Consider the following 18,339-nt stretch of genomic DNA (forward strand, 5'->3'; position numbering starts at 1 on the left):
AGGGACGGCAGGAACGACCGCCCGGGGGACGGAGGAACGGGCTTCGGGCGCGTCGGCCGGTGCCACGTCGGGCGGTGCCACGTCGGCTGCGGCCTCGGTGGCTCGATCCGTACCTGGCGGCGCTGGCCGGGACGGTCGGCCTGGCTGCGCTCTTCCCGGCCTCGGGCGGGTCGGCGCGGGTCGCCGAGGCGGCCTGCGACCTCGCGGTGGTGCTGCTGTTCTTCCTCTACGGCGCCCGTCTCTCCACGCGCGAGACGCTGGCCGGGCTGCGGCACCTACGGCTGCACGGGCTGGTGCTGGCCGCCACCTTCGGCCTCTTTCCCCTGCTCGGGCTGGCCACCACGCTGCTCACGCCGGTGCCGCTGACCGGGCAGTTGCAGACCGGGGTGCTGTTCCTCTGCCTGGTGCCCTCGACGGTGCAGTCCTCGGTGGCGCTCACCGGCAGCGCCGGGGGCAATGTCCCGGCGGCGATCTGCGCGGGCACCTACTCCGGCCTCGCGGGGCTGGTCCTCACCCCGCTGCTGGCGGCCTGCCTGCTGGGTTCACACGCCGAGCTGTCCGCTGACGGGCTGCTGCGGATCGGGCTGCAACTGCTCGCACCGTTCCTGCTGGGGCAGGTGCTGCGGCCGTGGATCGGCGGCTTCCTGGCCCGCCACAAACGGGGGCTGACCCCGGTGGATCGCGGTTCGATCCTGCTCGTGGTCTACACGGCGTTCAGCGCGGCGGTGGCCCGGGGCATCTGGAGCCTGGCCACTCCCGCCGCCCTGTTCGGGCTCCTCGCGGTGCTCCTCGCCCTGCTCGCCGCCGCCCTGGCCGCCACCGGGCTCGGGGCGCGACTGCTGGGGCTCGACCGGGCGGCCCGTATCGCGGCGGTGCTATGCGGTTCGCAGAAGAGCCTGGCCAACGGGCTGCCGATGGCCACCGTCCTGTTCGGGCCGGAGGCGGGGGTACTGGTGCTGCCGCTGATGCTTTACCACCAGCTCCAGTTGGTCGTCGGCACGGTCCTCGCCGGGCACTGGTCCCGGGCCCCCGCCGTAGCCACTGCCACTGCCACTGCCACCACTGCCGCCACAGCTCCACTCAACGGGCAGGCGCCGGCCGCGCTCACCGGTCCGGGCGCGCCGCCAGCGCCCGGGTGATCCCCCGGCGCAGCCGGGTCGAGGCCCCGGGCAGGTGTCCCAGTCGGCGCAGCCGCTCGGCCGGCAGCTCCGGCCGTCGGGTCAGCTCCAGCACCGCCGCGTACGGGCGGTCGCCCTCCCTCAGCCGTTCGGCCACCAGGTCGACCAGCCCGTCCAGGGCCGCACCGGTGAGGGCGGGGTGGACGGCGAGCAACAGCAGCAGGTGGTTGTCGTTCCAGGTGCTGTGCCGTCGGAGGGCGAGCGCGGCCAACAGGTCGGCTGGCGCGGCGGCGTTCCGGGCGATCGCATGCCAGACGAACGGGTACTCGCCCCTGGCCACTTGGCGCAGCACGTCCGGGTTCGAGGTCCGTTCGGCCAGTCGGCGGTAGTCCCCGCCGTCGTGCAGCCGGCGCAGCGCCTCGACGTCGTCCTGCTGATGGGTGTCGTCCATGTCGAGGCGCGACCCTAACAGGCCGACCGGCCCTCAGGCTCCCGGCCGAGACGCCGGGCCGACCACGTCACCATGACCATGGCCATGGTGACGTGGTCGGTCGTCATCGGACGTAGTAGGCGCGGTTGTGGGCGGCGACCGGCGGGGACTGGTAGGTCCAGACCCCGGCGGCCGGGGCGTCGGCGATCAGGTGGGCGAGGTCGCGGGCGGACTCCTCGGCGGGGTTGCCGAGGTCGAGCCGGACGCGGTCGGCGGTGCGGTCGTCCAGCGCGTAGTAGCGGTAGGGCTGGTAGACGTTGAGCGGACCGGCGAGCAGCTTGCCCTCGTCGTCGGTGCCGTAGCCGGTGATCGGGGTGTTGTTGACCGGTTCGGCGGTGAGACCGACCAGGTTGACGTCCAGGGCGAGGAGTTCCTCGTCGTGGCGGTCCAGACCGTCAGGCCCGAGGGTGGCGCGGCGGCAGGAGACGGACCAGCGTTCGCGCACGGCGGGCGCGTTGAGGGAGGGCAGCGTGGTCTCGAACCAGCCCGGGTGCTTGGGCTCGGCGTAGAGCCGGCGTCCGGCGTCGATGGCCAGCGGGTTGTCGCAGAGCACGTGCAGGCGGGCGATGCCGAGCAGCTTGGTCTGGTCGTAACCCCGGGCGTACTGGCCGTAGTTGACGGCCGGGATCCGGTCTTCGGCGAACACCGGGTGGGCGACCAGGTTGATCTCCAGCTCCTGGGTGATACCGCCGCCGTTCGGGTACTGGGCGAAGTAGAGCTGGTAGTTGAGCGACACGCACGCCCCGCCGTCGAAGGCGGCGGCGTTCAGCCCGGGGTGGCGCTTGCCGAGCAGTTCGCGCGCCCGTTCGCGATCGACCAGGTAGTCGACGCCGATGTTGTGCAGCGCGCCGTAGTGGAAGGGCAGGTGGTAGGGCTCCGGTACGGGCGGCAGCGGCAGGCCGGTCATGAGGGCTCCGAGGGCGAAGGAGGTTCGGGGGTACGGGCGTTGGCCGAGGACGTGACCACAGTCGGGGGCGTGACCACAGCCGGGGGTGTGACGGCGGGCGGGGGCGTGACGGCCGGCGGGGGTGCCACCACCGCCCGGCGGTGCAGCTCCAGCAGGTCCCGGTGCATCCGCTCGGCGCTGCGCAGCGCGAGCGCGGCCATGGTGAGCGAGGGGTTGGAGGTGCCGAGCGAGGGCATCGAGCCGCAGCCGACGGCGTACAGGTTGGGGTGGTCCCAGCAGCGCTGCCAGTGGTCGACGACGGAGGTGGCGGGCGAGTCGCCCATGATGTGGGTGCCGCCGGCGTGGCCCGCGCCCCGGTAGCCGTGGACGGCTCCCCGGTGTTCCAGCCGGCCCGGCCAGGCGCCCGCCGGGTAGGTGGTGTGGTCCTCGGCGCCGAGCAGGGCGAAGAGCTGGTCGGAGACGGCCCGGGCGGAGGCCATGCCCTCGCGGACGTAATCGGAGAGGTCGTAGCGGACGGCCGGTGCGGGGAGGCCGAGCGGGTCGCGCCGCGCCGGGTCGAGGGTGACCCGGTTGGCCGGGTCGGCGGGCTGTTCCAGCTCGAACTGGAGCGAGAACTGGCGGCCGAGCCGGTCGCCGAGGCTCTCGCGCAGCTCCTTGCCGCGCAGTCCCCTGCCGTGCGGGCCGCCGGCGATCAGCGCGGCCGCCTCGGCCTCGGGCGCACCGCCGGCCCAGGACCAGCCCCAATTGCCGATCTCGATCCGGAACGGTGCCCGGCGGTCACGGCCCGGGCCGAAGCGGAAGGCCTCCAGGCCACTGGTCGAACCGGGTCCCCGGTAGGGGCCGACCGGGCGGGGCATCAGGCCCCAGGTGAGCAGGGCCGGGTGGTCCATGAGGTTCCGGCCGACCTGGTCGCTGCGGTTGGCCAGGCCGGAGAGGAGCAGCAGCCGGGCGTTCTCGATCGCGTGTGCGGCGAGGACCACCAGGTCCGCCTCCACCCGGTGGGCCGTGCCGCCGGACAGGTACTCGACTCCCCCGGCCCGCCCGCTCTCCGGGTCGGCGAGCACCCGGCTGACCACCGCCTCGGTGCGTAGCTCCACTCCGGCCGCCCAGCGGGCCTGGGTGCGCAGCGGGGTGTACTTGGCCCCGGTCGGGCAGGCCGGGACGCAGCCGGCGCTGCCCGCGCAGAGCGGTCCGTCGCCGGAGCCCGGGCGGGTCGGTACCCCGCTGGCCGGTACCACGTCGGTCGGCACCCCGTTGCGGGCGTGCGGGGTGGCGGTGACGGCGAGCCGGGCGGGACCGGGCATCGCGGGGTCGCGGACGGTCCGGCCGTCGAACACGTCGGCCAGCTGCCGGTCGAGGAAGCTGGCGGGGATGGCGCGCATCGGGAAGGCGTAGTCGTCCGGGATGGGCAGTCCGACGGCGTTGCGCTGCGCCTCGGCGTCGGCGGCGACGCCGAGTTCGTGCTCGGCGGCGCGGTAGTGGGGCTCCAGGTCGTGGTAGCCGATCGGCCAGTTGCGGCCGTGGCCGAGGTCGCCGGTGCGGAAGTCCTCGGGGTGCATGCGCGGGGTGAGCCCGGTCCACAGCAGGCCGGTGCCGCCATTGGCGCGCAGGTAGCCGCTGGCGTACGGCAGCGGCCCGTGCTGGCGCAGGTGGCCAGTGGCGGTGAAGCCGCCGTCGGGCAGACCGGTGAGGTCGGTGACATCGGGGGACGGCGCCTCGGGGTTGTGCGGGTAGGGCGAGGTGGGCGGTCCACCGCCGGCCGCGCGGTGGGCGGCGGAGACCTCGGCGCCGGTGGGCGCGGCCCGGCCGGCCTCCAGGACGAGCACCCGCCAGCCCTGCGCGCCGAGGTGGTGGGCGACCAGGGTTCCGGCGAAGCCCGCGCCGACGACAACGGCGTCCCAGCGCGCGGTCATCGGGCCTCGCCTCGTCGGGGTGCCTCGACCAGGAGCGCCTCGGCCCGGGGCGCCCCGCTCCGGGGTGCCCCGGCCCAGCTGCCGTGCCCGGGCGCAGCAGCACCGGGCGGGGTGGCCCGGAAGGTCCGCCAGACCAGGCCCTGGTCGTGGGCACGGGCGGAGCTGGGTGCCTCGCCGGGCCAGGCACCGACGTACCAGAGGTGGACGAGGGCGTGCTCGTCGCGGACCCAGTGGGCCAGCACGGTGCGGTGGTGCTCCTCGGCCATGCCGGTGGCGCGCAGCTCGGGTACGTCGAAGCCGGTCAGCTCGGCGCAGACGCGCAGGAATTCCTCCGGGTCGGCCAGCTCGTCGGCCTCGTCGGCCTCGACGGGGTCCCAGTGCTGCGCCAGGTCGAAGTCGGCCGGACGATCGTCGGACACGGACACGCGGGCACCCCCACGATCGACAGCGGACGGCCACGGAACCGGTGGCCGGGAAACGAATGGCCAGTCGGATGGCCAAGACATGACAGGTCCGGAGCGCCCATGCCTCACTGCACGGCCGGAACTGCCACCGCGATCCTGCCGCCGGCACTCACCACCGGAAACCCGTTGCCCGAATCTGCCCGGACTTGATCACCTGCCGACCGGTCACCCACCCAGTTCGCCCATATGACGCCAGCTTTCGATCATCGAAGGTCGGCGATCGTCATCGGCGGTCAGTCCTCAGCGATCAGTCCTCGGCAGTCAGTCCAGGGCGCGCACCGCGTCCAGCACGTCCAGGCCCAGCTCCGGGTCGGCGTCCTCGGGCAGGCTGACGGACACTCTGGTGACCAGGCCCGCGTACCGGCGGCGGATCTCCCGGGCGACCTCCTCGACCGACCCGGACACGGCGAAGGCGTCGAGCACCCGGTCGTCGATCAGCGCGGCCATCTCCGCCCAGCGTCCGCGCACCGAGTGGGTGTGCAGCTCCTCCTGCAGCCCCTCCCAGCCGTGCTGCGCCAGCACCGGGCGGTAGGCCGGGGTGGAGGCGTAGAAGGCGAGCCGCTCACGCGTCGCGGCCCGATTGGCCGTCAGTTCCTGCTCGGTGCGCCCGGCGGCGGTGAGCACGTTGCCGGCGATCTCGAACGGCCGTGCCGTCCACGCGGCCCCCTCCCGCTCGGCCCGCGCCCGCTCCTCGGCCAGCCCGGGCAGCACCTGCTCGGCCAGGTAGGCGGTGGAGGAGAACGGGTGGCTCAGGAACCCGTCGGCCACCGCCCCGGCGGTGCGGGTCATCAGCGGCCCGACGCCCGCGAGCAGGATCCTCGGCACCCCGGCCGGGACGGGGTCGGGCGAGAACACCGGGGTCATCACCGTGTGGGTGTAGAACTCGCCCCGGAAGCGCAGCCGTTCACCGGTCTGCCAGCTGTCCCAGATCGCTCGCACGGCGTGCACGTACTCGCGCATCCGGGCGGCCGGACGGTCCCAGGGCATCCCGAAGCGCTTCTCGATGTGCGGCTTGACCTGCGAGCCCAGCCCGATGACGGCCCGTCCGCCGGAGGCCGCGTGCAGCCCCCAGGCCTGGTAGGCCAACGTCATCGGGGTGCGGGCGAAGGCCACCGCGATGCCGGTGGCCAGTTCGATCGACGTGGTCCGGTCGGCGGCGCGGGCGAGCTGGAGGAACGGGTCGTACGCGGTCTCGGCGACCACCAGCCGGTCCATGCCCCGGCGTTCGGCGCGTTCGGCGGCGTCCAGGATGCCCGCCGGGTGGCCGGAGGCGGTGGCGTCGAGGCGGAAGGCGGCGGGTCGGTCCATGGCGGTGCTCCTGGTCGGGGGCTGCGGTGCTACCCGGGTAGCCTGCCACGCCCTCGGCACCGACCCGGCCCGCCCTCGACCCGACCCGGCCCGCCCTCGACCCGACCCGGCCCGGCCCACCATCGACCCGCACCGACGCGACCCCGGACCGATGCGACCCCGCACCGGCCCGGCCCGTCCTCGCCTGGCTCCCTTCGACGGCCCCGCCCCCGCGCTACGCCGCGAACAGCCGGTCCAGGTGCCGGTCCACGGCGGTGAGCACGGCGGCCGGCTCGACCACGTTCAGCTCCAGCAGGGTGGCGAACCCGGTCAGCGCCAGCAGTAGGTCGGTCTCCACCACCGGGTCGCGGTCGGCCGCGATCCGCCCGTCCGCGACCGCCTGCCGGACCACCTGCTCCACCATGGCCCGCCCCTGCAGCAGCCCGCCCCGCGCCCGCGCGTGCACCTCTTCGTCGTGCAGCGCCTCCAGGACGTAGGCGGCGCCCATCCGGCTGGTCGCCCGCGCGTCGGCGTGCAGCGGAAGCATCTCGACCAGCATCGCCCGCAGCACCGCGCGCGGGTGCGGCCGGTCGCCGAGCTCCGCCAGCGCTCGGCCGACGCGCAGTGCGCTCTGCTCGCCGGCGAAGTCCATGGCGAAGGCGAGCATCGCCGAGCGGGAGGTGAAGTAGTGCTGGAGCTGCCCCAGCGACATGCCCGCTTCCTGGGCGACCTCGCGCATCGTCAGGTGGGTGGCGCCGCGCCGCTCCACCACCCGCCACAGTGCCCGGGCGATGGCCTCCCGGCGCTCCTGGTGGTCCACCTGTCTGGGCATGCCCTGCCACACCTCCGAATCCCGTTCCCGCTCGCGTTCCCGCGCGGCTTCCTGGTCCGGCATTCCCGCGGAACGTTCCCATACGCTTGACATAATACACCTGACCTATAACGCTGGAGGCATCCGAGGGAGGAGCCCACACGCTCACGCGGCCCGTCGCCCACACCACCGAGGGAACCGTCCGCGGCTTCCCGGACCGGGGGTTCGCGGTCTTCCGCGGCATCTCCTACGCCCAGCCGCCGGTCGGACCGCTCCGCTTCGCCGCTCCCGCCGCGCCCAAGCGCTGGGACGGCGTCCGCGAGGCCTTCGAGTTCGGCCCCCGTCGTCCCGCAGTCCGGTCCGCTGCAGGCGGAGCCGTCCGAGGGCACCGACTGGCTCACCCTCAACGTCTGCACCCCGGATCCCGGCCGGGCGGGGCTGCCGGTGCTGGTCTGGATCCACGGCGGCGGGTACATGTCGGGGACCTCCGGCGACCCGCTCTACGACCCGGTCGAGCTCGCCCGGGCCGGGCTCGACCTGGCCGGCCTGGTCGTGGTGGGCGTCAACTACCGGGTGGGCGCGGAGGGTTTCGCGCTGCTGGAGGGCGCCCCGGCCAACCGTGGCTTCCTCGACCAGATCGCGGCCCTGGAGTGGGTGCGACGCAACATCGCCCGGTTCGGCGGCGACCCGGACCGGGTGACCGTCGCCGGCCAGTCCGCGGGCGCCGGTTCGATCGCCGCGCTGCTGACCATGGGCGAGGCGCGCGGCCTGTTCCGGCGGGCCGTCGCCCACACCGTCCCGGGCACCCTCTGCACGCCGGCCCTGGCCGCCGAAGTCACCGCCGAACTCGCGAAGCTGGTCGGCACCGCCCCCACGGCCGCCGCCCTGGCCGAGGTCGACCCCTGGCGCCTGGCCGCGACGGTCACCGACCTCGGCGCGGCGCTCCCCCAGCACCTCGCGCGCTGGGGGCGGCTCGCGCAGAGCGGCATCGCCACCCTCCCGGTCGTCGACGGCGAGGTCCTGCCCGGCGCGCCCTGGTCCGTCCTGGCCACCGGCCGGGCCGAGGGCATCGACCTACTCATCGGTCACACCCGCGACGAGTTCCGCCTGTTCAGCGTCCTCAGCGGCCGACACGGCACCTTCACTGACGAGGAGGCCCGCCTCGCGCTGGAGCTGTTCGCCCCGGCACCGTCCGGCCCGGACGACTACCGCGCCGCGTACCCGGGAGCCACCGCTTCGGACCTGCTCGAGGCGGTCAGCTCCGACGCCCTCTTCCGGATGCCGTCCCTCCAGCTCGCCGAGGCCAACGCCACGGCCGGCGGCACCTCGTACCTCTTCGAACTGGCCCTCCCCGCCCCCGCGATGGGCGGCGCGCTCGGCGCCTGCCACGGGCTGGACGTCCCGCTCGCCTTCGGCACCCTGGGCAGCCCGACGGGTCGGCAGTTCCTCGGCGACCCGCCCTCCCCGGAGGTCGTGCGGGTCTCACAGGAGCTGCAGCGGGCCTGGATCCGGTTCGCCACCACCGGCGACCCGGGGTGGCCCTCCTTCGATCCGGACGCGCAGCTCACCCGGGTCCTCGACGCCCGCTCGGAGACCGTCCGCTACCCCGAGCAGGCCGCCCGCGAGATCTGGGCCGGGCACCCCCTCACCGCCTACGACCTCCACTGACGCAGGGGGCGCCGCCCACGCCGGGCCCGATCCGCTCGGCGAGGGCGGTGACAGCGGCGTGGACGGCGTGGACGGCGTGGACGGCGTGGACGGCGTGGACGGCGTGGACGGCGTGGACGGCGTGGACGGCGTGGACGGCGTGGACGGCGTGGACGGTGACAGCGGCGAGGACCGACGTCGCCCTGCTGCGCGGCACCGGGCCGGTGGAACCGCCCGTGCGGACCGTGCACCTGTACGACGAGAGGCGCGTCGCCGTCCGAGCCCGCGAGCAAGCCCCAGGGAGCGCAGAGAGGCCCCCGACACCCGGCACCGGCACCGGCACCGGCACCGGCTGACGCCCCGCGCTGGGAGGAGGCCACGGAATGGACCCCGGTCGTCCACAGGGCGACCCAGCCCGACGACGAGGTCCGCAAGCGACTGCGCCCCGAATACGCCGAGGACCCCGACTCGCTCGTCGCCGTGGCCCACGTGGTCGCCATCGAGTTCGCCACCATCGCGGCCGCCAACGACTACTGGCGCTGACCTGGCCGTCCCCGGCGGCCGGACCCGCAGCCGCCGGGGCGGAAGCAGGCCCGCTCCGGGGCGGACGCCGCCGCTACGCCTGCAGCAGCTTGAGCAGCTCGGCGGCCACCAGGGCCGAGGAGGCCGGGTTCTGACCGGTCACCAGGTTGCGGTCGACCACCGAGTGCGGCGCCCAGGGCGCGCCCTCCTCGAAGTCCGCGCCGAGTGCGACCAGCCGGTCCTGGAGCAGCCAGGGCGCCCGGTCCGCCAGGCCGGCCTGGGTCTCCTCGTCGTTGGTGAAGCCGGTCAGCCGGTACCCGGCGAACGGCGAGCCGCCGTCCTCGGTGCGGGCAGCGAGCAGGGCGGCCGGGCCGTGGCAGACCACGCCGAGCGGACGGCCGGAGGTCAGCGCCTTGGTGAGCAGCCGGCCGGAGTCGGCGTCGACCGCCAGGTCCTCCATCGGGCCGTGGCCGCCGGGGTAGAACACGGCGTCGTAGTCGGCCGGGTCGACCTCGGCCAGTACCAGCGGCCGACGGAACTCGTCGATCGCCTCCAGCGCCTCGGCGATCGCCGGGTCGGTCAGGCTGGCCCGGTCGGCGACCGGGACGACGCCGCCCGGAGTGGCGACGGTGACCCGGTGGCCGGCGGCGGTGAGAGCCTGGTACGGGACGACGGCCTCCTCCGCCCAGAAGCCGGTCGGGTGCTTGGTGCCGTCCTTCAGCGTCCAGACGTCCGAGCCGGTCAGGACGAACAGGATGTCGGCCATGGTGGGTGCCTCCAGTGGTGCGGTCCCTGCCGCGACGATCCCGTCGCGGCGCTCACACCGTCGACGCTAGACCCGGCGAGCCCACAGGAACCAATGGGCCACGCGATGCGAGGCATCGGAATCCCGATGTCTCGCACGGGCGGCCCAGCCATCGGAATCCCGTAGGCTCGCGGCATGAGCGATCGGCTGCTGCCGGGTTCCGGCCCGCTGGACCTCAACCAACTGCGGACCTTCCTCGCCGTGCACCGCGCGGGCTCCTTCACGGCGGCCGCGCACCTGCTGGGCCTCTCCCAGTCCACGGTGACCGCGCAGATCCGCGCGCTGGAGCAGCGGCTCGGCCGGGAGCTCTTCGAGCGCCGGGCACGCGGGGTCAGCCCGCTGCCGTACGCCGACGACCTCGCGGCCCGCCTCGCGGTGCCGCTGGACCAGCTGGCGGGCCTCGCCGACGGGCGCGGCGGCGGCGTGCCGGAGCCGGTCCACCTGGCCGGGCCGGCGGAGTTCCTCGGCACCGTCCTGCTGGCGAAGCTGGCGCCACTGGTCGCCGAGGGCGTCCAGCTGCGGGTCACCAGTGGGCTGACCGACCCGCTGCTGGAGGAACTGCGGGCCGGGCGGCACGACCTGGTGGTCGCCACCCGGCGCCCGCGCGGCCGGACGCTGCTCGCCGAGCCGCTGGCCGACGAGGAGTTCGTCCTGGTCGCCGCCCCCGTGTGGGCCGAGCGGCTGGCCACCCGGGAGCTGGCCGGCCGGGAGCTGCCCGAGGCCCTGGCCGAGGTGCCGCTGCTCAGCTACGCCGAGGACCTGCCGATCGCCCGCCGCTACTGGCGCCACGTCTTCGACCGGCGGCTGCACGCCCGGGCGGCGCTCACCGTGCCGGACCTGCGGGCGGTGCTCGCGGCGGTGACGGCGGGCGCGGGCTGGAGCGTGCTGCCCGGCTACCTGTGCCGGGCCGAACTCGCCTCCGGGGCGCTGCGGTTGCTGCACAAGCCGGCCGATCCGCCGATCAACACGGCCTACCTGGTCCGGCGCCCGGCCGGCTCGGCCAACCCGCACGTCGCCCTGGTCCGCGATCACCTGCTGGCCGTGGCCCGCGCCTGGGGCTGAGGCCCTACGGAGCGTCGCGCGGGTCGGCGAGGCGCGGGTCCGGTCGAAGGCCGCGCGGATCCTCGTTGCGCCGCGCGGATCCTCGTTGCGCCGCGCGGTCGTCCGGGCCGAGCCGGGTGCCGGACCGGTACTAGATCGCGAGATCTCGCCGTTCCAGCAAGCGGAACGCCGCCAGCAGACCGAGCAGGCCGACGCCGGTGAGCACCCCCAGCGCCGCCCACGGCACACCGCCGTGGCCGAGCACGTCGCCCGGGGCGTAGTAGTGGAACGGGCTGAGGTAGCGCAGCGGCCTGGCCGGGGACCAGGCCAGCGCGACGAAGTTGAGCGCGAAACCGACCGCGCCGAAGACGACGGCCGCGCCGATCACGTACGCCCGCCGCCGGCTGAGCGCGGACACCGCCAGCACCGGGCCGGTCAGGCAGAACGCGAGGGCGCAGCCGAGCAGTCCGGCGGTGAGCACCGCACTCTCCGGGACGGCGTCGCGCAGCTTCGGGGAGAACGCGACCCCGAGCGCGACGGTCAGTGTGGCGGCGGCGTTGAGCAGCACCGAGGCGGCGACCAGGGCGCCGGCCCGTTCGGCGAGCAGCCGGCGCCGGGAGACCGGGCGGGTCATCAGCAGCTCGATGGTGCCGGACTCGACGTCGGCCGCGACGGCGGCGGCGCCGAGCGAGCCGATCACGGTGAGGTGGAGGGCGATCCAGAACGGGTGGGTGAGCCCGGCGCCGAGGAGGCCGGGGTAGCTGGCGATGGAGATGTCGCCGTTGGAGCCGCTGAAGGCCCGGAACGCGCCGGGCGGATTGCGGCGGGCGGCTCCGAACAGATCGCCGGGCGGGACGGTCCCGGCGATCACCACGATCAGGGTCTCGAAGACGACCATGCCGAGCAGCAGTGAGAGCAGCATCCGGCGCCGCCGGTGCAGGGCGAGCCAGACCAGGGGGAGGCGGCGGCTGACGGTGCCCGGGTTCACGGCTTCTCCTCGGCTTCCGGCCGCTGGTCGTGATCCTCGGCTTCCGGTCGGCGGTCGTCGGGCAAGCGGCGGTCCTCGTCCGAGCGGTAGAGGTCGAGGAAGGCCTCGTCCAGGCCCGCCTCCTCCACGGTCAGGTCGGTGACCGGAAGTTCGGCCAGCAGGGTGCGCACGGCCGGGACCACCTCGTCCGGCGGCACCAGCAGCTCGACCCGCCGGCCGTCCCAGCGCGGGGACCACCGCTCGGCGGCGCCCAGTGGCCGGGCGCCCCGCTCGTCGGCGAAGACCAGCCGGACCCGGCGGGCCCGGGCCTGGCGCAGTTCGGCCACCGAGCGAACGGTCACCAGCTGGCCGTGGCGCACGATGGCGACCCGGCCGCAGGTGCGCTGCACCTCGGGCAGCACGTGGCTGGAGAGCAGTACGGTCCGCCCGGCGGCGGCCTCCTCGGCGAGCAGTTCGTAGAAGGTCTCCTGGAGCAGCGGGTCCAGCCCCTCGCTCGGCTCGTCCAGCACCACCACGGGCGGCCGGTGCTGGAACGACTGGACGAGGCCGAGCTTCTGCTTCATGCCGCGCGAGTACTCCCCGACCGGGCGCGCCAGGTCGGCGCGGGAGAGCTTCAGCCGCTCGCACAGCTCGCGCCGGCGCGGTACGGGGGCGCCCTGGAGGGCGGCGAGCAGGTCGAGGGTCTGCTGCCCGGTGAGCTCGGGGTAGAGCCGCAGTTCGCCGGGCAGGTAGCCGATCGAGGGGGCGAGCCGGCGGTGGTCGGCCACCGGGTCGAGGCCGAGCACCCGCACCTGCCCGTCGGTGGGGCCGAGCAGTCCGACCAGGCAGCGCAGGGTGGTGGTCTTTCCGGCGCCGTTGGGGCCGAGCAGTCCGAACACCTCGCCGGCCGTGACCGACACGTCCAGCCCCTCGATGCCGACCGTGCTGCCGTACCGCTTGGTGAGCGAGCGCAGTTCGATCACCGGGCCGGTGCCGTCGTCCGGTCCGTGGGTGTCCCCGTTCTGCGGCATGGCCACCTCCTGCTCGCTCCTGCTCTGGCGACGGATGCGTCCGACATCAAAGCGCGCCCGGCCGGAGTAGTCGAGAGACGCGGCCGGGACGGTTACCCGCTCGCGCCGTGCGGGCGGGTGACGGCTCGCGCCGTGCGTGCGGGCGGGCGGGCGGGCGGCTCACCCCTTGCACACGCCCAGCGGCACCAGGCGGGCGACCTGCCGGGCCAGCCCGGCGGCCTCGGTGACGGCGGCCACCGCGTCGACGTCCTTGTACGCCTCGGGTGTCTCCTCCGCCAGGGCCCGCCACGAGGCGGGCCGCACCGCGATGCCGCGCGCCTCCAGGTCGCTCTTCAGCTGCTCGCCGCGCACCGTGCGCAGCGCCTGGTGCCGGCTGAGCAGCCGCCCGGCGCCGTGGCAGGCGGAGCGGAAGGCCTCGTTGTCGGGCAGGCCGACCATGACGTACGAGGCGGTGCCCATGGTGCCCGGCACCAGGACCGGCTGCCCGGCCGCGGCGAGGTCGGCGGGCAGGTCGGGGTCGCCGGGCGGCAGTGCGCGGGTGGCGCCCTTGCGGTGGACGCAGAGCTTCCGGGGTACGCCGTCCACCTCGTGGGTCTCCAGTTTGGCGAGGTTGTGCGAGACGTCGTAGACCAGCTCCAGGCCGATGCCGAGCGCGGTGGCGAAGGCGCGGCGGGCCGCCTCGGAGAGCAGCTGCCGGTTGGCCCGGCCGTAGTTGGCGGCGGCGGTCATCGCGCCCAGGTAGGCGCGGCCGCGGGGCGAGTCGACCGGGGTGCAGGCCAGTTGGCGGTCCGGGAGGTCGATCTTGTAGCGGTGCAGTTCGCGGTCCATGGCGCGCACGTGGTCGGTGCAGATCTGGTGGCCGAGGCCGCGCGAGCCGCAGTGGATCATGACGCAGACCTGGCCGGGCCGCAGTCCGAAGGCGGCCGCCGTGGCCGGGTCGTGCACCCGGTCGACGGCCTGTACTTCCAGGAAGTGGTTGGCCGAGCCGAGGCTGCCGACCTGTTGCAGCCCCCGTTGCACGGCGCGGGTGCTCACCTCGCCGGGGGCCGCGCCGTCGAGGACCCCGTAGTCCTCGCAACGTTCCAGGTCGCGGGGCACGCCGTGGCCGTGCTCGACGGCGTAGCGGGCGCCGCCGAGCAGGAGTTCGTCCAGTTCCTCCGGTCCGGACAGCTGCCACAGGCCGCCCCGGCCGAGGCCGCGCGGGACGGTGCGGTCCAGCAGGTCCATGAGGCGGCGGATCCGCTCGTGGTCGAGTTCGTCGCGGTCGACGCCGGCGGCCAGCAGCCGGACCCCGCAGGAGATGTCGAAGCCCACCCCGCCGGGGGACACCACCCCGCCCTCGTCGACGTCGGTGGCGGCGACCCCGCCGATCGGGAAGCCGTAGCCCCAGTGCACGTCGGGCATCGCGTAGGAGGCGCGGACGATCCCGGGCAGCGTCGCCACGTTCGCCACCTGCTCCAGTGCCTTGTCGCCGGCGGCCTGCGGCAGCAGCGCGTCGGACGCGAACACCACGCCGGGCACCCGCATCGGCGGGCGCGGCTCGATCCGCCAGCGGTGGCGGCCCGCCGCGGTCAGTGCGATCTCCACCTCGCTCACCCGCTCCCGCGCTCCTGTGCCCCCACTTTCCCGTGTTCCCGCGTTTCGGCGCTCATCGGCACTCATCGGCGCTCAGACGTCCACGGTGACCTGGCAGGTCCAGCCGCCCGGCCCGGCGCGCAGGTCCAGGTCGTGCAGCGAGACGGCCTTCGGCACGGCGCCGACCAGCGCGGCGGTGGCCGCCTCGGCCATCCGGAAGCGGATCGCCACGGTCCGGGCGCCGTCCAGCCCCTGGATACGGCCGATCGCCAGCGCGACAGGCAGCTCGCCGTCGGCGTCCATCCGGTAGATGACCTCCTCCAGGACGCCCACGAGCAGGTCCGCGTCGCTCACCCCGAGGACGGTGCAGCCGCGCTCGCCGACGATCCGCGCGCCGCTCAGCTCGGCGAAACTGTCCACGACGGCGCGCACCAGCTCGCCGATGCAGCCCTCGGCCGTCGGCGCCCAGGCCTCCACCCGCAGGTCCGCCGTGTGCGGCACGCTCCGGTGACCGCTGTCGGACGGGCCCGCGGGCTCGTGTCCGTCCACGAGTGACGCCTCCCGAACCCGTTGCCGTCCTCACTCCAGCGTCGTCCCGCGAGCGGCCCGGGGGCAAGTGCGGCCGTCCCGGGCCGGCCGCCGGGAGAGTCCTACCGCGTACGTCCCAGCGAGGCGAGGTACGCGGCGGCAAGCTCGGGGGTGGCCAGCCAGGCGGCGTGGTCGCTCGGCTCGACGTAGGTGTTGGCGAGGCGGCGGGCGACCTCCTCGTGCTCGGCGGCAGCCGCGAACACACCTTGCAGGTGGTCCGGCATGGTCAGCATCGCGGCGGTGAACTCGACCGTGTGGCGGGCGTGTTGCTGCCAGAACCGCTCGGCGGTGCGGCACATCCAGTCGGCCGTGAACGGGGCGTTGCCGTGCTCGACGACGGCCCGCCGGTAGGCCTCCGCCGCGCGGGCGGCGCTGTTGGCGCCCTGGCCGGTGATCGGGTCGTTCACCACCACCGCGTCGCCGAGGCCCAGCACGTGGACGGCGTCCACGCCCGAGCCCAGCTCCGCCACCGCATGCCGGACCGTCGGGGTGACCGCGCCGAAGAGCCCGGCCCCGGCGTCGGTCGGCTCGGCCTCCGACCAGAGTTCCGCCTCCCAGGGCAGGTACTCGCCCAACAGGGTGCGGATCCGAGCCAGCTGGACGTCCGGCTCGGGGCTGTCGCCGAACGCGTCCAGCGGACCGCCGGGCAGCGCCTCCCACAGCAGGATCGCGCAGGGGCCGGAGAGGGTGAGCGCCGGCTGGAGGTACAGCTCGCCGAGGCCGGGCAGGGCGTGCATCCGCGCCTTGGGCCCGGCGGCCGGGTCGGGCGCGCCGACGCCGTGCGCGTACAGGCAGGACAGCGCCCGCTGCGGCCGGTCGAAGGGCGAGCGGGCGGCGTCGCGGCCGAAGAGCCCGGCGAGTTCGCCGCGACCGGCCGCGACCACCGTCAGCTCGTGCTGCCGGGCCAGTTCGCGCAGCCCGTCCCGGTCCAGCGCGCAGTACTCGACCCGGGCTCCGCGCTCGGCCAGCAGCTCCAGCCAGCCGGCCAGCTTGAGCCGCTGGTCCACCGACTGGGCGGGCTCGTCGAGCGTCATGGTGAACTCCAGTGCCCGGACGGCGGGCGGCGCCGCCAGCACCGCCTCGACCGAGGAGACGGCCGGCGCCCGGTCCGCCCAGAGGTCCAGCCCGGCCGCCGCCTCGAGCCGCAGCGCCGGGCCGAACATCGCCTGGGTGGACAGCACCCGCCCGCCGCGGACCTGCTCCGGGGTGCGCTCGGCGACCAGCGTCACCTCGTACCCGTCCGCCACCAGCCCGAGCGCGAACTGCAGGCCGGCCTGGCCCGCTCCGACGACGGCGATCCGGCGCAACTCGGCCTCCCGGTGGTTTGCTGACGACTCGTCAAGCAGGCACAGTAGCCGAGCGGACGGGCTCGGTCACCAGTGCGGACGGCGGGCCGGGCGGGCTCAGCCGCGCAGGCGGGCGGTGAGCAGTTCCACGACCTCGGCGGTCCGGTCGGCCAGGTAGAAGTGCCCGCCCGGGAAGACCCGCAGGTCGAAGCCGCCGGTGGTGTGCCGGTCCCACTGGCCGACCTGCTCCACCGTGGCGTTCGGGTCGGTCTCCCCGACCAGGCCGGTGATCGGCACCGACACCGTCGCGTCCGGGGCGCAGCGGTACGTCTCGATGGCGGTGTAGTCGGCCCGCAGGGCGGGCAGGATCAGTTCCTGCAGTGCGGGGAGCTCGAGGATCCGCTCGTCCGTGCCGCCGAGTTCGACGATCTTGGCGAGCAGCTCGTCGTCCGGCAGCTTGTGCATCTCACTGTCCCGGGGCAGCGAGGGCGCGCGGCCGGCCGAGACGAACAGCCGCTCGGGGCCCTTCACGCCGTCGCGCTCGAAGCGCCGGGCGGTCTCGAAGGCGACGGCCGCGCCCATGCTGTGGCCGAAGAAGGTGAGCGGCCGGTCCGTCCAGTCCCGCAGCTCGCGGTACAGCTGCTCGGCGAGCTCTCCGACGGAGCTGATCGGCGGTTCCAGGAAGCGGTTCTGCCGGCCCGGGTACTGGACGGCGAGCACATCGGCGTGCGGCGCCAGCGTGTTGGCGTACTCCAGGTAGTAGCTGGCCGAGCCGCCGGCGTGCGGGAAGATCACGACCCGGTCCGGCGCGGAGTCGGACGGGTTGAACCGGCGGAACCACGGGTTGTCGACGGCAGCGCTGCTGGGCATGCGGGGTGTGGCCTCTCTCCGTGACGGACTGTGCTGGTCCCAGTCTGGCAGCGCGGGAGTGGCCACGGGGTGTTGTGGTGATCACGCGCGGCGGTCCGCCGCCACCGCCCGGGACTTGGGACACCCGCGGAGTCTCCGGTCATGCCGAGGCCGAACGCCGCGCCGACCGCTGAGCGCGGGCCCCCGACCTTCGGCCCGCCGAGTTCAGTCCGCCGAGTTCAGCTCGCCGAGTCCGGTCCGCCGGCTTCGGTCCGCCGAATTTCAGCCTTCCGTTCCGAACCGCACCGTCTCCGCGCGGGAGCGGGAGGCGGCGTCCAGCAGCAGGACGGACGAGGCCTCGGGCGTCGGCATCGGCCCGTCCGACCGCACGTGCCGGGTGAGGGTGGCCAACAGCCGGTCCAGGCCCCGGCGGTGGCGGGCGAACACCCGGGCGGAGGCATGCCGGCCGCGGGCCCGCTGGCCGTCCAGCGCGGTGGCCGCGCCGACGTCCAGCAGCACCAGGTGCAGCTCCCGGCCCCGGCGGCCCGCCTCCCGGGCCAGCCAGCGCCGCATCCAGGCGCGGCTGCCGCAGTCGTGCACCAGCAGCGGCCCGCCGCCCCGCACCGAGGCGCGCAGCAGCCGGAAGTGCTCCAGCCGCGCCCACGGCCGGTACACGGCGTACGGCAGGCGGGCCGGCATCACCGCTTCGCAGGCCTCGTGCACCGTCCGCGGGTCCACCGTGCGCACCGTCGTCCCGGACCACCGGCGCAGCAGCGTGCTCTTGCCGGCGCCCGGCAGCCCGGATACCACCACCACGGCATCGGCCGGGTACGCCGCGACGAACCCCGCCCCGGCCGCACCGCGCAGGTCCACCACCCCGCACGGCGCCACGACCGCATCCACATCCACCCTGCCGCCCACCCGTTTCCCCCGTTCACGTCCGACCGGGAACCCTAACAACCCCGCGCGGCATGACCCCGAGGGCGAGGTCGTCCAGGCGGGCCGGAATCCGCCCGAAGGTCCTCGGTCCGGGCTGCG

Annotated in this window: 17 protein-coding genes and 2 pseudogenes; 4 read left to right on the forward strand and 15 right to left on the reverse strand. The window is 75.0% G+C overall.

Annotated elements, in window-relative coordinates; genetic code table 11:
* The first annotated feature begins 74 nt into the window (after nucleotides 1–74).
* Entirely contained in the window at nucleotides 75–1,139 is a 1,065-nt protein-coding gene (locus ACZ52J_RS17020) for a bile acid:sodium symporter family protein (protein WP_465619569.1), read from the forward strand.
* Here the strand turns inward: ACZ52J_RS17020 and ACZ52J_RS17025 are convergent.
* From ACZ52J_RS17025 to ACZ52J_RS17050, 6 genes are all read right to left on the reverse strand, one after another.
* On the reverse strand, nucleotides 1,105–1,569 hold the full coding sequence (locus ACZ52J_RS17025) for a hypothetical protein (RefSeq protein ID WP_465619571.1): 465 nt from the start codon (nucleotides 1,567–1,569) through the stop codon (nucleotides 1,105–1,107). The genes ACZ52J_RS17020 and ACZ52J_RS17025 overlap by 35 nt on opposite strands.
* A 103-nt stretch (nucleotides 1,570–1,672) precedes the next feature.
* A complete protein-coding gene (locus ACZ52J_RS17030) occupies nucleotides 1,673–2,515 on the reverse strand; it encodes a hypothetical protein (protein WP_465619573.1) in 843 nt (280 codons plus the stop codon).
* Entirely contained in the window at nucleotides 2,512–4,428 is a 1,917-nt protein-coding gene (locus ACZ52J_RS17035; protein WP_465619575.1) for a GMC family oxidoreductase, read from the reverse strand. Before ACZ52J_RS17035 ends, ACZ52J_RS17030 begins: the two co-directional genes overlap by 4 nt.
* Nucleotides 4,425–4,853 carry a hypothetical protein gene (locus ACZ52J_RS17040; RefSeq protein WP_465619577.1) on the reverse strand — a complete coding sequence of 143 codons (429 nt, stop codon included), beginning with the start codon at nucleotides 4,851–4,853 and terminating at the stop codon, nucleotides 4,425–4,427. The genes ACZ52J_RS17035 and ACZ52J_RS17040 overlap by 4 nt, the downstream gene beginning before the upstream one ends.
* Nucleotides 4,854–5,153: 300 nt before the next feature.
* Nucleotides 5,154–6,200 carry a TIGR03617 family F420-dependent LLM class oxidoreductase gene (locus ACZ52J_RS17045; RefSeq protein WP_465619579.1) on the reverse strand — a complete coding sequence of 349 codons (1,047 nt, stop codon included), beginning with the start codon at nucleotides 6,198–6,200 and terminating at the stop codon, nucleotides 5,154–5,156.
* Nucleotides 6,201–6,414: 214 nt separating this feature from the next.
* On the reverse strand, nucleotides 6,415–7,011 hold the full coding sequence (locus ACZ52J_RS17050; RefSeq protein ID WP_465619581.1) for a TetR/AcrR family transcriptional regulator: 597 nt from the start codon (nucleotides 7,009–7,011) through the stop codon (nucleotides 6,415–6,417).
* A 113-nt stretch (nucleotides 7,012–7,124) separates the two neighbouring features.
* On the opposite strand from ACZ52J_RS17050, the pseudogene ACZ52J_RS17055 reads away from it, so the two are divergent.
* A pseudogene (locus ACZ52J_RS17055) lies at nucleotides 7,125–8,658 on the forward strand (carboxylesterase/lipase family protein).
* Here the strand turns inward: ACZ52J_RS17055 and ACZ52J_RS17060 are convergent.
* Nucleotides 8,636–8,854, reverse strand: coding sequence for a hypothetical protein (locus ACZ52J_RS17060; protein ID WP_465619583.1), 219 nt, complete (start codon nucleotides 8,852–8,854; stop codon nucleotides 8,636–8,638). The pseudogene ACZ52J_RS17055 and the gene ACZ52J_RS17060 sit on opposite strands and share 23 nt — an antisense overlap.
* 197 nt (nucleotides 8,855–9,051) lie before the next feature.
* Between ACZ52J_RS17060 and ACZ52J_RS17065 the strand changes: the two are divergent.
* A pseudogene (locus ACZ52J_RS17065) lies at nucleotides 9,052–9,180 on the forward strand (hexameric tyrosine-coordinated heme protein); the annotation flags it as partial.
* A gap of 73 nt (nucleotides 9,181–9,253) precedes the next feature.
* Here ACZ52J_RS17065 and ACZ52J_RS17070 read toward each other — a convergent pair.
* Complete coding sequence (locus ACZ52J_RS17070) at nucleotides 9,254–9,925, reverse strand: type 1 glutamine amidotransferase domain-containing protein (RefSeq protein WP_465619585.1); 672 nt, start codon at nucleotides 9,923–9,925, stop codon at nucleotides 9,254–9,256.
* 174 nt (nucleotides 9,926–10,099) lie between these two features.
* Here ACZ52J_RS17070 and ACZ52J_RS17075 point away from each other — a divergent pair, with 174 nt between their 5' ends.
* The gene (locus ACZ52J_RS17075) at nucleotides 10,100–11,026 is read left to right on the forward strand and encodes a LysR family transcriptional regulator (RefSeq protein ID WP_465619587.1); all 927 of its coding nucleotides are present in this window, start codon (nucleotides 10,100–10,102) and stop codon (nucleotides 11,024–11,026) included.
* 130 nt (nucleotides 11,027–11,156) lie between these two features.
* Here the strand turns inward: ACZ52J_RS17075 and ACZ52J_RS17080 are convergent, their stop codons facing one another.
* The 7 genes from ACZ52J_RS17080 to ACZ52J_RS17110 all read right to left on the reverse strand — a co-directional run bounded on the left by ACZ52J_RS17080 (nucleotide 11,157) and on the right by ACZ52J_RS17110 (nucleotide 18,204).
* Nucleotides 11,157–11,993 (reverse strand): ABC transporter permease, encoded by an 837-nt coding sequence (locus ACZ52J_RS17080; RefSeq protein WP_465619589.1) that lies wholly within the window; start codon nucleotides 11,991–11,993, stop codon nucleotides 11,157–11,159.
* Nucleotides 11,990–13,003 (reverse strand): ABC transporter ATP-binding protein, encoded by a 1,014-nt coding sequence (locus ACZ52J_RS17085; protein ID WP_465619591.1) that lies wholly within the window; start codon nucleotides 13,001–13,003, stop codon nucleotides 11,990–11,992. The genes ACZ52J_RS17080 and ACZ52J_RS17085 overlap by 4 nt, the downstream gene beginning before the upstream one ends.
* A gap of 159 nt (nucleotides 13,004–13,162) precedes the next feature.
* On the reverse strand, nucleotides 13,163–14,599 hold the full coding sequence (locus ACZ52J_RS17090; RefSeq protein WP_360491198.1) for an RtcB family protein: 1,437 nt from the start codon (nucleotides 14,597–14,599) through the stop codon (nucleotides 13,163–13,165).
* A 72-nt stretch (nucleotides 14,600–14,671) separates the two neighbouring features.
* Complete coding sequence (locus ACZ52J_RS17095; RefSeq protein WP_360491201.1) at nucleotides 14,672–15,127, reverse strand: archease; 456 nt, start codon at nucleotides 15,125–15,127, stop codon at nucleotides 14,672–14,674.
* A gap of 101 nt (nucleotides 15,128–15,228) precedes the next feature.
* Entirely contained in the window at nucleotides 15,229–16,473 is a 1,245-nt protein-coding gene (locus tag ACZ52J_RS17100) for a styrene monooxygenase/indole monooxygenase family protein (protein ID WP_465619594.1), read from the reverse strand.
* Between the two features lie 96 nt (nucleotides 16,474–16,569).
* Entirely contained in the window at nucleotides 16,570–17,322 is a 753-nt protein-coding gene (locus tag ACZ52J_RS17105; RefSeq protein WP_465619596.1) for a thioesterase II family protein, read from the reverse strand.
* A gap of 261 nt (nucleotides 17,323–17,583) precedes the next feature.
* Nucleotides 17,584–18,204: an AAA family ATPase gene (locus tag ACZ52J_RS17110; RefSeq protein ID WP_465619598.1), complete on the reverse strand. Its 621-nt coding sequence runs from the start codon at nucleotides 18,202–18,204 to the stop codon at nucleotides 17,584–17,586.
* Nucleotides 18,205–18,339 lie beyond the last annotated feature (135 nt).

The organism is Kitasatospora sp. NPDC034035 (assembly GCF_055575755.1).

Coding starts and splice junctions, on each gene's coding strand:
- ACZ52J_RS17085 (WP_465619591.1), bottom strand. CDS start 13,003: ATGCCGCAGAACGGGGACACCCACGGACCGGACGACGGCACCGGCCCG.
- ACZ52J_RS17045 (WP_465619579.1), bottom strand. CDS start 6,200: ATGGACCGACCCGCCGCCTTCCGCCTCGACGCCACCGCCTCCGGCCAC.
- ACZ52J_RS17025 (WP_465619571.1), bottom strand. CDS start 1,569: ATGGACGACACCCATCAGCAGGACGACGTCGAGGCGCTGCGCCGGCTG.
- ACZ52J_RS17030 (WP_465619573.1), bottom strand. CDS start 2,515: ATGACCGGCCTGCCGCTGCCGCCCGTACCGGAGCCCTACCACCTGCCC.
- ACZ52J_RS17050 (WP_465619581.1), bottom strand. CDS start 7,011: ATGCCCAGACAGGTGGACCACCAGGAGCGCCGGGAGGCCATCGCCCGG.
- ACZ52J_RS17070 (WP_465619585.1), bottom strand. CDS start 9,925: ATGGCCGACATCCTGTTCGTCCTGACCGGCTCGGACGTCTGGACGCTG.
- ACZ52J_RS17075 (WP_465619587.1), top strand. CDS start 10,100: ATGAGCGATCGGCTGCTGCCGGGTTCCGGCCCGCTGGACCTCAACCAA.
- ACZ52J_RS17105 (WP_465619596.1), bottom strand. CDS start 17,322: ATGCCCAGCAGCGCTGCCGTCGACAACCCGTGGTTCCGCCGGTTCAAC.
- ACZ52J_RS17035 (WP_465619575.1), bottom strand. CDS start 4,428: ATGACCGCGCGCTGGGACGCCGTTGTCGTCGGCGCGGGCTTCGCCGGA.